Raw genomic sequence first — 13,910 nt, forward strand, 5'->3', positions numbered from 1 at the left:
CCTGCTTCACCACGGCAACGGCTCGCCCCGGTACGAATGGAAGCCGCCCGACTGCTCGGGCCCGAGCGAGTCCAGCACGCGCAGCAGGTCGGCCGCCGCGTCGGCCGGCGGGCGGCCGATGCCCTCGCCGCCGAAGGGCCGGGACAGCGCGGAATCCACCGTGCCCGGGTGCAGCGCGGCCAGCACCGCGTGCGGGTGCGTGCGGGCGATCTCGATGGCGGCGGTCTTCAGCAGCATGTTCAGCGCGGCCTTGGACGCCCGGTAGCCGTACCAGCCGCCCAGCCGGTTGTCGCCGATGCTGCCCACCTTGGCGGACAGCACGGCCAGCAGGCCGCGCTCCTTGCGCGGCAGGAGCGGCGCGAAATGCGCCAGCACCAGCGCCGGGCCGAAGGTGTTGACGCGGAAGGTGGCCTCGAGCTGGGCGTAGTTGAGCTGGCCGAGCCGCTTTTCCGGGGCCATGCCCGGGCCGTGCAGCACGCCGGCCGCGTGCACGATGCAATGCCAGGGCCCCTGCTCCGCCAGTTGCCGGGCGGCGGGGGCGATGGAGGCTTCGTCGTGCAGGTCCAGCGCCGGCTCGGTGCGCCGGCCCAGGCCCACGGCCAGGGCGCAGCGCGCATCGGCCCGCAGTTGGGCCAGCAGGGCAGCGCCGATGGCACCGCTCGCGCCGATGACGATGGCGCGGTAGCCGGCGGGGAGTGACTGCAGGGATGGCGCATCCATGGGCGGATCCTTTCAGAGCGCGTCGAGATCCGAGCGCACCGCCTCGGCGCGCTCGCGCAGCGCCTTGCGTTGCGCCGCGGGCATCTTCTGCAGCTGGCGGTAGACCATGGTCAGGCGCGTGTTGCATCCCAGCGTGGCTTCGTGGCGCGCGAAGAAGTCCCAGTAGAGCGCGTTGTACGGGCAGGCGCGCTCGCCCACCTTCAGGTTCTTGTCGTAGTGGCAGCCGCCGCAGTAATCGCTCATGCGGTCGATGTAGGCCGCGCTGCTCACATAGGGCTTGGTGCCCAGCAGTCCGCCGTCGGCGAACTGGCTCATGCCGACCGTGTTGGGCACCTCCACCCACTCGAAGGCGTCGATGTAGATGCCCAGATACCACTGGTGCAGGGCGGCAGGGTCCAGCCCCGCCAGCAGCGAGAAGTTGCCGATCACCATCAGCCGCTGGATGTGGTGGGCATGCGCATGCTCCAGCGACTGGCCAATGGAATGCCGCAGGCAGCGCATGCGCGTCTCGCCCGACCAGAACCACTCGGGCAGCGGCGCGGTATGCCCCAGCGCATTGCGCTCCTCGTAGCCGGGCATGTGCGCCCAGTACACCCCGCGCACATATTCGCGCCAGCCCAGGATCTGCCGGATGAACCCTTCCACCGCTGGCAGGGGCGCCCGGCCGGACCGGTACGCGGCCTCGGCATGCAGCACCAGCTCGTGCGGGCGCAGCATCTTGGTGTTGAGCGCGAACGACAGCAGCGAATGGAAGAGCCGCGTGCTCTGCGTGCTCATGGCGTCTTCATACGCGCCGAAGTCGGGCAGCGTGGTGGCGATGAAGTGGTTCAGGCAGGCCAGCGCCTCGGCCCGGTTCAGGGGCCAGCGGAACGCGCCCGCCTGGGGGTTGCCGAAGCTCTTCACGCCCGCCGCCTCGATGGTGGCCCAGAGCGCGCGGTGGTCGTGCGTGGGCCGGCCGTCGGGCGGCACCTCGGGCGTGCCGTGCCAGGGCTTGCGGTTGTCGTGGTCGTAGTTCCACGCCCCGCCCTCGGGCTCGCCCGCCTCGTCCAGCAGCACCTGGTGGCGCTGGCGCATGCGGCGGTAGAAATGCTCCATCAGCCACTGCCTGCGGCCCTGGAAGGTGCCCGCCACCTCGGTACGGGAGGTGTAGAAGTGCTCGCTGTCCACCACCTGCACGTCGAACGCCTGCGCCTCCCCCCAGGTGCGCAGCTGCTCATCGAGCCGCCACTCATCGGGCTGTTGGTATTCCAGCCGGTCCGCGCCGTAGTGCGCCATGAGCGCGGCCAGGTTGCCCGGCAGCGACTGGCGGTTGCTGGCGTCGTCGATGGCGATGTAGCGCACGCGGTGGCCGGCGCCCTTGAGCTGCGTGGCCAAATCGCGCATGGCGGCGAAAATGGCCAGGATCTTCTGCGCATGGTGGAGCACGTAATCGGTTTCCTGCCGCACCTCCATCAGCACGTAGACGATGCCCGCATCCTGCGCGTCGAACCACGAATGCGCGGGGTTGAGCTGGTCGCCCAGCAGCAGGCGCAGCGTGTGGGCGCGGGGCCGGTGCGCCGCCTCGCTCATGCGGCGCCCCGGATGCGGCGGTGGGGGCGATCACGGCGGCAGCGGCAGCCGCCGAACGGCGCGGTGCGGCAGGGGGTGGCGGGGCAGTCGGTGGGACGCATGCGGGCGGCAGGCAAGCAGGTGGCAGTGGCGTTGGCTGGACTCGCCATCCTACGCACCGCCGCCCTGCCCGGATCACCCGATCACGGCGGACGAAGCCGGGGGCGGCTGTCAGCGGCGGCCCACGCCGGTGGCGTGGACGGGGCGTGTCAGCCGCCCACGCCCGCCGGGCCGTGCGTGAGCAGCGCCTGCAGCCCATCTTCGTCCAGCACCGGAACGCCCAGCTCCTGCGCCTTCGCCAGCTTGCTGCCGGCCTCGGCGCCAGCCACCACGTAGTGCGTCTTCTTGCTGACCGAGCCGGCGACCTTGGCGCCGGCGGCCTCCAGCAGGTCCTTGGCCTCGTCCCGGCTCAGGGTGGGCAGCGTGCCGGTGATGACGACCGTCAGGCCCGCCAGCGGCAGGGTGGCGCGCTCGGCGGGCGCGCCCTCTTCCCAGGTCACGCCGCAGGCCCGCAGCTGCTCCACCACCTCGCGGTTGTGCGGCTGCGCGAAGAAGGTGTGGATCGCCTCGGCCACGACGGGGCCCACGTCGTTCACCTCGAGCAGCTGCTCCACGCTCGCGGCCATGATGGCGTCCAGGCTGCCGAAATGCCGCGCCAGGTCCTTGGCCGTGGCCTCGCCCACATGGCGGATGCCCAGCCCGAACAAAAAGCGCGGCAGCGTGGTCTGCTTGGACTTCTCCAGCGCGGCGACCACGTTCTGCGCCGACTTCTCGGCCATGCGGTCCAGCGCCGCCAGCGCCGTAAGGCCCAGGCGGTACAGGTCGGGCAGCGTGCGGATGACGTTGCCCTCGACCAACTGGTCGACCAGCTTGTCGCCCAGGCCCTCGATGTCCATGGCGCGGCGCGCGGCGAAATGCAGGATGGCCTCCTTGCGCTGCGCCGGGCAGAACAGGCCGCCGGTGCAGCGGTGATTCGCCTCGCCCTTTTCGCGCACCACGGCGCTGCCGCAAATCGGGCACTGGCGCGGCATGCGGAAGTTGGGAACATAAGGGCTCCGCGGCGCAGCACGTGCCGCATCGGGCGCCGTGCCATCCGCGTTCGATGCGGCATCGGCCAGCGCGTCGGAACCCTGCAGCGCGCCGGCTACCGGCGCCAGCGCGGCCGGCACCGTGCCGACCACCTCCGGAATCACGTCGCCCGCCCGCCGCACGATGACCTGGTCGCCCACGCGCACGCCCTTCTTGCGGATCTCGAACAGGTTGTGCAGCGTGGCGTTGGTGACGGTGACCCCGCCCACGAAGACCGGCGCCAGCCGCGCCACCGGCGTGAGCTTGCCGGTGCGGCCCACCTGCACGTCGATGCCCTCCACGCGGGTGACCATCTCCTGCGCCGGATACTTGTGCGCCACCGCCCAGCGCGGCTCGCGGGTGACGAAGCCCAGCTGCCGCTGCAGCGCCAGGCTGTTGACCTTGTAGACCACGCCGTCGATGTCGTAGGGCAGCTGGTCGCGGCTGGCGCCTATCTCCTCGTGGAATGCTACCAATTCCGTAGCGCCCTGCGCAGTACGCACCTGCGCCGCGACCGGAAAACGCCATAATTTCAGCGTCTGCAGCATGTCGAAATGCGTGGCGAAGTCCGGCCCGCCCTCGGCGGCCGGCGTGACGTCGCCCAGGCCATAGGCGAAGAACGACAGCGGCCGCTGCAGCGTGATGCCCGAGTCGAGCTGCCGCACGGCCCCGGCGGCCGCGTTGCGCGGGTTGACGAAGGTCTTGCCGCCGGCCTCGCGCTGGCGTTCGTTGAGCTGGTCGAAGTCGGCCCGGCGCATGTAGACCTCGCCGCGCACCTCCAGCACCGGCGGCACGGGCGTGGCCGCATCGCTGGGCAGCGTCTTCGGGATCTGCCGGATGGTGCGGATGTTGTGGGTGACGTCCTCGCCCACCTCGCCGTCGCCCCGCGTGGCGGCCTGCACCAGCCGGCCGTTCTCGTAGCGCAGGCTCATGGCCAGGCCGTCGAACTTGGGTTCGGCCACGTATTCGATGGGCGGCGCATCGGCCGGCAGCTTCAGCTCGCGGCGCACGCGCGCGTCGAAGGTGGCGGCGCCGCTCGCCTCGGTATCGGTCTCGGTGCGGATGCTGAGCATGGGCACGCGGTGGCGCACCGGCGTCAGGCCCTCCATCACCGCGCCGATCACCCGCTGCGTGGGCGAGTCGGGCGTGACGAGGTCAGGGTGCGCTGCCTCCAGCGCCTCGAGGGCCTGGAAGGCGAGGTCGTATTCGGCGTCGGGCACCGTAGGTTCGTCCAGCACGTAGTACTGGTGCGCCCAGGTGGTCAGCTGCTGGCGCAGCTTTTCTATCTTTTTGATAGCAGACTGCGTCGATTCGTCGGGCGCTGAAGCGGAAAAAAGGTCTTGGTTCTGGGCCATCGGCTGGCACTCCTGAGTGCTGCGCGGCGCCCCATGGGTCGATGGGCGCCAGCAGGAAAAACGGATACGGGGCGTGGTGGCCGGCTGCTCGCCCGGCAGCCTAGCGGTCCGCCGGCACGGTCTGGATGGTGACCGGCACGCGCGCCGGCAGATTCCGCTGCAGGAAATCGATCACCCGCGCATCGTGCCGGCCCCAGCTGGCCTCGAAGCGCACCGGCTCGCCATGGCGGCGCTCGAAGACCAGCGTGCGGCGCAGCCCGTCGCCCAGCACCTTGAGCGCCTTCGCCTCCCGCAACGGGACCTCGACGCACTTGTGCACCAGGCGCGAGGGCAGCGCGAAAAACGCGGTGGCTTCGTCGATGCGCACCAGCGGCCGGCCGGCGGCGCCGAACTGGCGCCAATCCGACCATTCGCGCCAGCCCAGCCAGCCGGCCAGCGCGAGATACACGCAGCCCATGCCGTAGAGCTGCCCGAAGACGATGACGCCCACGCCCGCCAAGGCCAGCACCGCCGCCTTGGCCACGTTCACCCGCCGCTGCCCCGGCCGGTAGAGGCCACCCGGCTGCTCCACCAGCGGCGGCAGGACCACGTCGTACCAGGCCATCGACGGCGATCAGCTGAAGAGGCGCCGCGCCAGCACCGAGCCGGCGGAGAGCTCGCGGCTGTCGAGCTTGTCGTAGAGCAACTCTAGGTCGGCGGCGATGGGGTCCATGGTCATGGCGGGCAGCGGCGTGCCGTTCTGGTCGCAGAGCACGCCATCCATGGCCTGCCCCAGCGCCGCGGCCACGTCGCGCAGCCGCTGGAAGGGCTGCTCGGCGCGGTGCACCTGCGCCACGTCCAGGCTCAGGGTGATCTCGCGGATGGCGGACTGCTCGGGGTCGTCCGACAGCGCGGCCTGGGTGTCGTAGGCCAGCGTCAGCGCGGGCGGCAGGCCCGGTCCGCTGCTGGCGGGCAGCACCAGCCGGCCCGGAATGACGCCGGGCGTGAAGCCCTGGCGCAGCGCGTTCTGCTGCACGTAGCCGGGGCTCCACGCCGCCTGGCGGGCCCGCAGGGCGAAGGTGAGCTGCGCGTCGTGGTCGCTGGCGAACTGGTCGAGCTCGCGGGCCCGGGCCACCTCGTGCAGCATGTCGGGGAAGTCCGGCGCCGCGTTGATCGCGTCCGCGAAGCCCTGGGCCTTGACGACGAATTCTGAGAACTCGATCTCGTTGAGCGCGCCCAGCCGGTTGGCCAGCTGCACGCCGGCCTGGAAGTGGGTGTAGCGCTGGCCCGCGACCGGCGTTTCCCACTGCTGCGCGGCTTCGTTGAAGCCCTCGATGGCGAAGGGCTTGCTGCCGGCGCGGCGGGTGGGCGGCAGCGCGGCCAGCGCCGCGTCGCCCGAGACCACCTGCTCGGCCACCATGGGGGCGATGGCATCGACCAGCGGGTCGAGCCCGCCCCGGCGCTCGGCCGGCGGCACGGGCATGGCGATGGCGTCCTGCAGATCGACCGCGTGGCTGTCGAGCGAGGGCTCGGTGCCCGCCGGCCCCCCGTCGCCGCCCGGCACGACGGCGCCCAGCCCGTCGAAGGCCGGCTCCTGGCGCAGGGCGGGTTCGGCCGCCGGGCCGTCCTCCTGGGGCCGGGGCCGCTTGGGCGCGTTGCGCTGCGTGACCCAGGCGTTGTAGGCGACGATGACCGCCAGCACGACGCCGCCGGCGATGATGAGACCGAGTTGGAAAGTGCTCATGGTGGAAGGACGGTCTTCAAGGAAAGGTACGGGGCAAGAACGGATCAGGCGTCGGCCATCGACAGCGCGGACTCCATGTCCACCGCCACGATGCGCGAGACGCCCTGCTCCTGCATGGTCACGCCGATGAGTTGCTCGGCCATTTCCATCGCGATCTTGTTGTGGCTGATGAAGAGAAACTGCGTTCCCTTGGCCATGCTGGACACCAGCTTGGCATAGCGTTCGGTATTGGCGTCGTCCAGCGGGGCGTCGACCTCGTCCAGCAGGCAGAACGGCGCCGGGTTCAGCTGGAAGATGGCGAACACCAGGGCGATGGCCGTCAGCGCCTTCTCGCCACCCGACAGCAGGTGGATGGTCTGGTTCTTCTTGCCGGGCGGCTGGGCCATCACCTGCACGCCCGAATCCAGGATCTCGTCGCCGGTGATGATGAGCCGCGCCTGCCCGCCGCCGAACAGCTCGGGGAACATGCGGCCGAAATGGCCGTTCACCGTGTCGAAGGTGCCCGAGAGCAGCTGCCGCGTCTCGCCGTCGATCTTGCGGATCGCGTCCTCCAGCGTCTGCATGGCTTCGGTCAGGTCGGCCATCTGGGCGTCGAGGAAGGTCTTGCGCTCGCGGGCGAGGTTCAACTCGTCCAGCGCGGCCAGGTTGACGGCGCCCAGGGCGGCGATCTCGCGGTGCAGCCGGTCGATCTCGCCCTGCAGGCCGGTGGCGCGCACGTTGCCTTCGGCGATGGACTGCGCCACCGCCGCCAGGTCGGCCTGCGCGTCGGCCAGCAGCGTGGTGTATTGCTCCAGGCCCAGGCGCGCAGCCTGCTCCTTGAGCTGGAAGTCGGTGATGCGCTGGCGCAGCGGGTCGAGGGCGCGCTCCAGCTGCATGCGGCGCTCGTCGCTGGCGCGCAGCCGGGCGGTGAGGTCGTCGTACTCGCTGCGCTGGGCGCCCAGGGCCTTTTCGCGCTCCATCTTCAGGTCGAGCGCCTGCTGCAGCCCGCCCTGCGCGGCAGCGGCCGACAGGCGCCCCATTTCGTCGCGGGCGCGCTGGTCTTCATCGGCCAGGGCTGTGGCCTGCTGGCGCGCCGTGTCGATGGTGCGGGCCAGCTCGGCGCGGCGCGCCTCCAGGCTGCGCTGGGAGAAGGTGGCTTCCTGCGCCTGGCGCTCCAGCGTGCGCTGCTGCTCGCGGCATTCGGCCAGCTTGCGCTCGGCGTCGATCACGCGCTCATCGAGCTGGGCGTGGCGCTCCTGGCTGTCGGCCAGCTGCAGGTCGAGTTCCTCGAACCGGGCCTCGGCGGTGACGCGGCGCTCCTGCAGGTCGGCCAGCTGCGCCTGCACCTCGGCCAGGTCTGCGCCGATCTGCTGGCTGCGGGCGCGGGTCTGCTCGGCCAATTGCGAGAGGCGCAGGGTCTCCACCTGCAGCGCGTGGGCGCGGGTCTGCGTCTCGGCCGCCTCGCGGCGGGCGGCCACCAGGCGCTGCGAGGCATCGGCATAGGCCGATTCGGCCCGCACCAGCGCCGTGCGGGACTCTTCGGCGATGAGCTGCTGGGCGCCCACTTCCTTTTCGAGGTGCTCGATCTCCTGCGCCCTGGCCAGCAGGCCGGACTGTTCGGAGTCGGGCGCGTAGAAGGTGACGCCATGCGCGCTGACGGCGTGGCCGCTGGGCACATAGACCACTTCGCCCGGCTGTAGCTGCGCCTGGGCGCGGCGCGCGAGGGCGTCTTCCAGCGAGGGCGCGGTGCTGCAGCCCTGCAGCCAGTCCACCAGCACAGCGCGCAGGCCGCCGTCGCTCACCCGCAGCAGGGCCGACAGCGGCGATGCAAGTGCGTTGCCGCCCGCCGCCGCCTCGGCGCCCGCCGGGCTGTAGAAGGCCAGCCGGGCGGGCGGCGCGTCGGTGCCGCCGGCGCCGAGGAAGCCGCGCACCATCTCCAGCCGGCCGACTTCGAGCGCGCCCAGGCGCTCGCGCAGCGCGGCTTCCAGCGCGTTCTCCCAGCCGGGCTCGATGTGGATGCGGCTCCAGAGGCCCTGCAGGCCGTCCAGGCCGTGGCGGGCGAGCCAGGGCTGCAGCTTGCCGTCGGTCTTGACCTTTTCCTGCAGCGCCTTGAGCGCCTCCAGCCGGGCGGACAGGTCGGCCTGCCGTGCGCTCTCGGTGTTGACGGCCTGCTGCCGCGTGCGGCGGTCTTCGTCTAGCTGGGGCACGGCGTCCTGCAGCTCGGCATGGCGGGCCTCGGCCATCTCGGCGGCTTCCTGCGCGGCCTCCAGCTCTTCGCGCAGTTGTTCCAGACGGGTTTCGTCCGGCGCGGCCAGCGCGTTGCGGTCGGTGAGCAGGCGCTCCTCGCGCACGTCCAGCTGCCGGCTCTGCTCGTCGATGCTGCGCTGCTCGGCGGCCAGCACGCCGATCTGCTGCTGCACCTGCACCACGGCGGCGCGCTGTTCGGTGGCGGCCTGCTGGGCGCGGCGCAGGGCGTCTTCCAGGTCGGGCATCAGCTGGGCCTGCTCTTCGACCTGGGCGGCCAGCAGTTCGGCGCGTTCCTCGGCGTCCACCCCGCCCGCGGCCAGGTTCTCCATCTCGGCCTCGGCGTCGTCCTTGCGGGCCGACCACTGCGCGATCTGCTCGGCGAGCTGCACGAGGCGCGCCTCCACCCGCTGGCGGCCTTCGACCACGTAGCGGATCTCGGCCTCGAGCTTGCCGACCTCGGCGGTGGCTTCATAGAGCCGCCCCTGCGCCTGGTTGACCAGGTCGCCGGCCGTGTAGTGCGCCTGGCGGATGGTCTCCAGGTCGGCTTCGACGGCGCGCAGGTCGGCCATGCGCGATTCCAGGTCGTTCACGGCCTGCAGGCCCTCGGTGCGCACCCGGTTCTGCTCGGCCTCGGCGTCGGCGCGCTTCAAGAACCACAGCTGGTGCTGCTTGAGCGTCACGTCCGCCTGCAGCGCGTTGTACTTGGCGGCCACCTCGGCCTGCTTTTCCAGCCGCTCCAGGTTGGCGTTCAGCTCGCGCAGGATGTCTTCCACCCGCGTGAGGTTCTCGGCCGTGCCCGAGAGGCGGTTCTCGGTCTCGCGGCGGCGCTCCTTGTACTTGGAGACGCCCGCGGCCTCTTCGAGGAAAAGGCGCAGCTCTTCGGGCCGAGACTCGATGATCCGGCTGATGGTGCCCTGGCCGATGATGGCGTAGGCCCGGGGCCCCAGGCCCGTGCCCAGGAACACGTCCTGCACGTCGCGGCGGCGCACGGCCTGGTTGTTGATGTAGTAGCTGCTGTTGCCGTCGCGGGTGAGCACGCGCTTGACGGCGATCTCGCCGTACTGGCTCCACTGGCCGCCGGCGCGGTGGTCGGCGTTGTCGAACACCAGCTCCACGCTGGCGCGGCTGGCCTGCTTGCGGCTGGTGGTGCCGCTGAAGATGACGTCCTGCATCGATTCGCCGCGCAGCTCGCTCGCCTTGCTCTCGCCCAGCACCCAGCGCACCGCGTCCATGATGTTGGACTTGCCGCAGCCGTTCGGCCCGACCACGCCCACCAGCTGCCCGGGCAGCATGAAGTTGGTGGGCTCGGCGAACGACTTGAAGCCGGCGAGTTTGATGGAGTTGAGGCGCACAGGTAGTCGGAGGTGGCGATGGATCGGCCCGGGCGGGCAGGCGCGCAGTGGCGCGCCACGGGCAAGCCGCCGATGATACCGTGGCGCCGCAGGCGGCCCCGCATTCCCCTTCCAGGCCCGAAACGGGCTGCAGCGCTTGTCCATCAAGCGCGGGCAGCTATGAAAACAATAGTCAGACGGCGCGCCGCGACCGGGCCTGCCGGCCGCCCTGCCCCGCCCCGCGTCGGTTCAGCCCCTCAGCCCGGGCGGGGCGCGAAGGCGATGATGGCCATGCCCGCCAGCGTGACGGCCACGCCCAGCCAGTCCCAGAGGCCGGGCCGCACGCCGTCCACGGCCCACAGCCAGGCCAGCGCCACGGCCACGTACACGCCGCCGTAGGCCGCGTAGACGCGCCCCGCCGCCGCCGGGTGCAGGGTGAGCAGCCAGGCGAACAGCGCCAGGCTGAGCGCCGCCGGCACCAGCAACCAGGCGCTGCGGCCCTGGCGCAGCCAGAGCCACGGCAGGTAGCAGCCGACGATCTCGGCCAGCGCCGTGGCGACGAAGAGCGCGAGGGTGCGCAGTTCAGGCAGCAGCGACATGGTGCAAGAGTCTGCGCCCGGCCGTCACACGGGCGTCTGGCCGCGCGACAGCACCAGGTCTTCGAACGCCGGACCGACCAGCGGTGCGCTCAGCAGATAGCCTTGCCAGGCATGGCAGTGCACGCGCTCGAGGAAGGCGCGCTGGTCGGGGGTCTCGACCCCCTCGGCGATCACCCGCAGCCCGAGGCTGGTACCCAGCGCCACGATGGTGCGGGCGATGGCGGCGTCGTTCGGGTCGGTCAGCACGTCGCGCACGAAGCTCTGGTCGATCTTGAGCTCGTCGAGCGGCAGGCGCTTGAGGTAGGCGAGCGACGAGTACCCGGTGCCGAAGTCGTCTAGCGAAAAGCCCACGCCATAGGCCCGCAGCTGGGCCATCTTGTCGATGGTGTCCTGCACATCCTGCAGCAGCAGGCTCTCGGTGAGCTCGAGCTTCAGGCGCCGGCCGTCCGCGCCGGTGCTGGCGAGTGCGGCCAGCACCTGGGCGACGAAGCCGCTCTGGTGGAATTCGCGCGCGCTCACGTTCACCGACAGGCCGAGGTGCGCCAGGCCCGGGCGCTGCGCCCACTGGGTCAGGCGCTCGCATGCGGCGCGCAGCACCCAGCCGCCCAGCGGCAGGATGAGGCCGGTGTCTTCCGCGAGCGGAATGAATTCGGCCGGCGACACGAACCCGCGCTGCGGGTGCCGCCACCGCAGCAGCGCCTCTGCGCCGGTGATGCGGCCGTGCACCACCTGCGGCTGGTAGAACAGCTCGAACTGCCCCTGCTGCAGCCCGGCGCGCATGTCGGACTCCAGCGCCGCACGCGCCGCCACCAGGGCCTGCATCTGGGGGTCGTAGAACTGCAGCGTGTTGCGCCCCGCCGCCTTGGCCTGGTACATGGCCAGGTCGCCGCGCTTGATGAGCTCGTCGGCCGACTCGCGCTGGCCTTCGAACACGGTCACGCCCAGGCTGAGCGTGCTGTGGTGCGGCTCGCCGTCGAGCATGAAGGGCTGGCGCAGGGCCGAGAGGATGCGCTGGCCGACTTCCTCGGCGCGGGCGGCGGCCTCCTGCGGGTTCTCGTCCAGGTCCTCCAGCACCACCACGAATTCGTCGCCGCCGTGGCGCGCCACGGTGTCCTCGCCCTTGACGCAACCGCGCAGGCGCAGTGCCACCTCGCGCAGCAGCAGGTCGCCCTTGTCGTGCCCGCGGGTTTCGTTCAGCGTCTTGAAATTGTCCAGGTCCAGCATCAGCAGCGCGCCGCAGCGGTGGCGCCGGGCGCTCACGGCCAGGGCCTGCTGCAGCCGGTCCACCAGCAGGCGCCGGTTGGGCAGGCTGGTGAGCGGGTCGTAGTAGGCGAGGTAGCGGATCTCCTCTTCGTCGGCCTTGCGCTGGCTCAGGTCGACCATGGTGACCAGATGCCCGCCGTCGAGCACCACGCCCGAGGTCTCCACCGTGCGCACCTGCCCGTCCTTGCTGGTGATGAGGTATTCGCCCGCCCGGATGGCGCCGTCGTTGCGCACGGCGTCGGCCTGGGCGGACCGCCAGCGGGCTCGGGCGTCCGCGCGCCGGGCCGGGTCCGGGAACAGCCGGAGCCACCAGGCCTCCACGTCGGGCGTCTCCGCTTCGTCGTAGCCGCAGATCTGGTGGTAATGCTGGTTGCGAAAGGCAATGGCCCCGTCCGCCTGCACCAGGCACACGCCCACGGGCATGCGGTTGAGGATGTCGCGCAGGCGCTGCTCGCTCTTGCGCAGCGCCTGCTCCATCTCCTTGCGTTCGGTGATGTCCTGGATGACGGCGGTGTGCAGGGTGGCGTCGCCCGCCGACGAGCGCATCAGCGCCACCGTCACGTCCACCCAGGCGATGGTGCCGTCCTTGCGCACGTAGCGCTTCTCGAGGCGGAACTCCTGCATCTCGCCCTGGTGCATGCGCCGCGTGAGGTCCAGGTCCTTGTCCAGGTCGTCGGGGTGGGTGATGTCCTGGAAGCGCATGCGCTGCAGTTCCTCGACGGAATAGCCCACGATGTCGCTGAGCTTCTGGTTCACGCGCACCAGCTCGCCCGTGCCGGAGCGGGTCTGCGACACGCCGACCGCCGCCTGGCTGAACACGGTGCGAAAACGCTCCTCGCTGTCGTTGCGCTCGTCTGACGCGGCCTGCGCCTGGTGGAGCGCCTGCATGCGCCGGCGCACCAGCAGCGTGACCAGCGCCGTCAGCAGCAGGGTGACCAGCACGCCGCCCAGCCCCAGCAGGCGGGGCAGCTGCTGCTCGGAATGGGAGAGGAAGTCGCGCTCGGGGTAGAAGGCCAGGCGCCAGACGCGGCCGCCGATCTGCACCTCGCGCTCGTAGCGCGGCGCGTGCGCCGAAGGCGATGCGGCGGCCGGCGCACTGCCCTGCAGCGGCAGCAGGACGGCCGGCGCGCCGAGCCGGGGGGCGCCGGCCAGCCCGACGTCGTCGATGCCCAGCCTCATGCCGTTGAGGTACCCCTCGCGGCGCATGCTCTCGACCAGCGCGGAGATGTGCAGCGTGGCGCCGAGCGCCCCGACGAAGCGGTGCGCTCCACTGCCCGCGCCATCCGCGAACACCGGCACGCGCAGGGTGACGCCCACGCGCTGCTCCTTCAGCTGCAGCAGGTCGAACGGCGCGGACGCCACCGCCAGGCCCGTGTCGCGGGCACGCAGGAAGGCCTCGGCGTTGGCGGGCTGCGAGGCGATGTCCAGGCCCAGCACCTGCGCATTGCCGTCGATGGGCCAGAGGAACTCGACCACGTAGTACGCGGGCCGCACGGCCGGCGGGTGGATGGAAAAGGCCGCGGACGTGTCTTCTGCCCGGGCACGGGCCTCGAAGGCCTCGCGCTCTTGGGCCGGCACGTAGCGCACGAAGGTCAGGTTGCGCACCCCGGCGTGGTAGCGCGAGAGGTCGATGTCGCGCGCCACCCGCTCGAAGTCGTGCCGGCTGAGCTGCGGGTTCATCGTGAACAGGGTGCGCAGCCCGTAGAGCAGCTCCACATGGGCGCCCAGGCGCAACTCGAGCGCCTCGGCGAACGAGCGGGCCTCCTGCGTGATGCGGACGTCGGCGATGGCCTGGGTGGACGCCACCTGCTGGTGCCACAGCGCGGCGCTGGCCAGCAGGCCCGCCAGGGCGACGATGGCGCCCGGCAACCATTGCCGCTGCGGGGTGCGCTGGGGGACGGGGACCGTCATCGGAGAGAGAGAAGGGAGCGGGCCGGGGATGCGGACGGCGCCACCGCAGCGTGGCGGCTGGCGGCGGCGCATCCAGAGGGTAGGAAGCGGACAAGGATAGCGGCAT

Annotated in this window: 8 protein-coding genes; all 8 read right to left on the reverse strand. The window is 71.5% G+C overall.

The window, feature by feature from the left end:
- Positions 1–6: 6 nt before the first annotated feature.
- Complete coding sequence (locus ABWV53_RS07420; RefSeq protein ID WP_353364475.1) at positions 7–720, reverse strand: SDR family NAD(P)-dependent oxidoreductase; 714 nt, start codon at positions 718–720, stop codon at positions 7–9.
- Between the two features lie 12 nt (positions 721–732).
- The gene (locus ABWV53_RS07425; RefSeq protein WP_353364477.1) at positions 733–2,289 is read right to left on the reverse strand and encodes a cryptochrome/photolyase family protein; all 1,557 of its coding nucleotides are present in this window, start codon (positions 2,287–2,289) and stop codon (positions 733–735) included.
- 248 nt (positions 2,290–2,537) lie between these two features.
- The gene (gene ligA / locus ABWV53_RS07430) at positions 2,538–4,751 is read right to left on the reverse strand and encodes an NAD-dependent DNA ligase LigA (RefSeq protein WP_353364479.1); all 2,214 of its coding nucleotides are present in this window, start codon (positions 4,749–4,751) and stop codon (positions 2,538–2,540) included.
- A gap of 100 nt (positions 4,752–4,851) precedes the next feature.
- Positions 4,852–5,355 carry a hypothetical protein gene (locus ABWV53_RS07435; RefSeq protein ID WP_353364481.1) on the reverse strand — a complete coding sequence of 168 codons (504 nt, stop codon included), beginning with the start codon at positions 5,353–5,355 and terminating at the stop codon, positions 4,852–4,854.
- Between the two features lie 9 nt (positions 5,356–5,364).
- The gene (locus ABWV53_RS07440; RefSeq protein ID WP_353364483.1) at positions 5,365–6,474 is read right to left on the reverse strand and encodes a cell division protein FtsZ; all 1,110 of its coding nucleotides are present in this window, start codon (positions 6,472–6,474) and stop codon (positions 5,365–5,367) included.
- 44 nt (positions 6,475–6,518) lie between these two features.
- Entirely contained in the window at positions 6,519–10,052 is a 3,534-nt protein-coding gene (smc, locus tag ABWV53_RS07445) for a chromosome segregation protein SMC (RefSeq protein ID WP_353364485.1), read from the reverse strand.
- Between the two features lie 236 nt (positions 10,053–10,288).
- Positions 10,289–10,624 (reverse strand): YnfA family protein, encoded by a 336-nt coding sequence (locus tag ABWV53_RS07450; protein ID WP_353366662.1) that lies wholly within the window; start codon positions 10,622–10,624, stop codon positions 10,289–10,291.
- Positions 10,625–10,654: 30 nt separating this feature from the next.
- On the reverse strand, positions 10,655–13,804 hold the full coding sequence (locus tag ABWV53_RS07455) for a bifunctional diguanylate cyclase/phosphodiesterase (protein ID WP_353364487.1): 3,150 nt from the start codon (positions 13,802–13,804) through the stop codon (positions 10,655–10,657).
- Positions 13,805–13,910: the final 106 nt, after the last annotated feature.

It is taken from the genome of Acidovorax sp. FG27, assembly GCF_040365715.1.
GTDB lineage: Bacteria > Pseudomonadota > Gammaproteobacteria > Burkholderiales > Burkholderiaceae_C > Paracidovorax.

Coding starts and splice junctions, on each gene's coding strand:
- ABWV53_RS07420 (WP_353364475.1), bottom strand. CDS start 720: ATGGATGCGCCATCCCTGCAGTCACTCCCCGCCGGCTACCGCGCCATC.
- ABWV53_RS07425 (WP_353364477.1), bottom strand. CDS start 2,289: ATGAGCGAGGCGGCGCACCGGCCCCGCGCCCACACGCTGCGCCTGCTG.
- ligA (WP_353364479.1), bottom strand. CDS start 4,751: ATGGCCCAGAACCAAGACCTTTTTTCCGCTTCAGCGCCCGACGAATCG.
- ABWV53_RS07435 (WP_353364481.1), bottom strand. CDS start 5,355: ATGGCCTGGTACGACGTGGTCCTGCCGCCGCTGGTGGAGCAGCCGGGT.
- ABWV53_RS07440 (WP_353364483.1), bottom strand. CDS start 6,474: ATGAGCACTTTCCAACTCGGTCTCATCATCGCCGGCGGCGTCGTGCTG.
- ABWV53_RS07455 (WP_353364487.1), bottom strand. CDS start 13,804: ATGACGGTCCCCGTCCCCCAGCGCACCCCGCAGCGGCAATGGTTGCCG.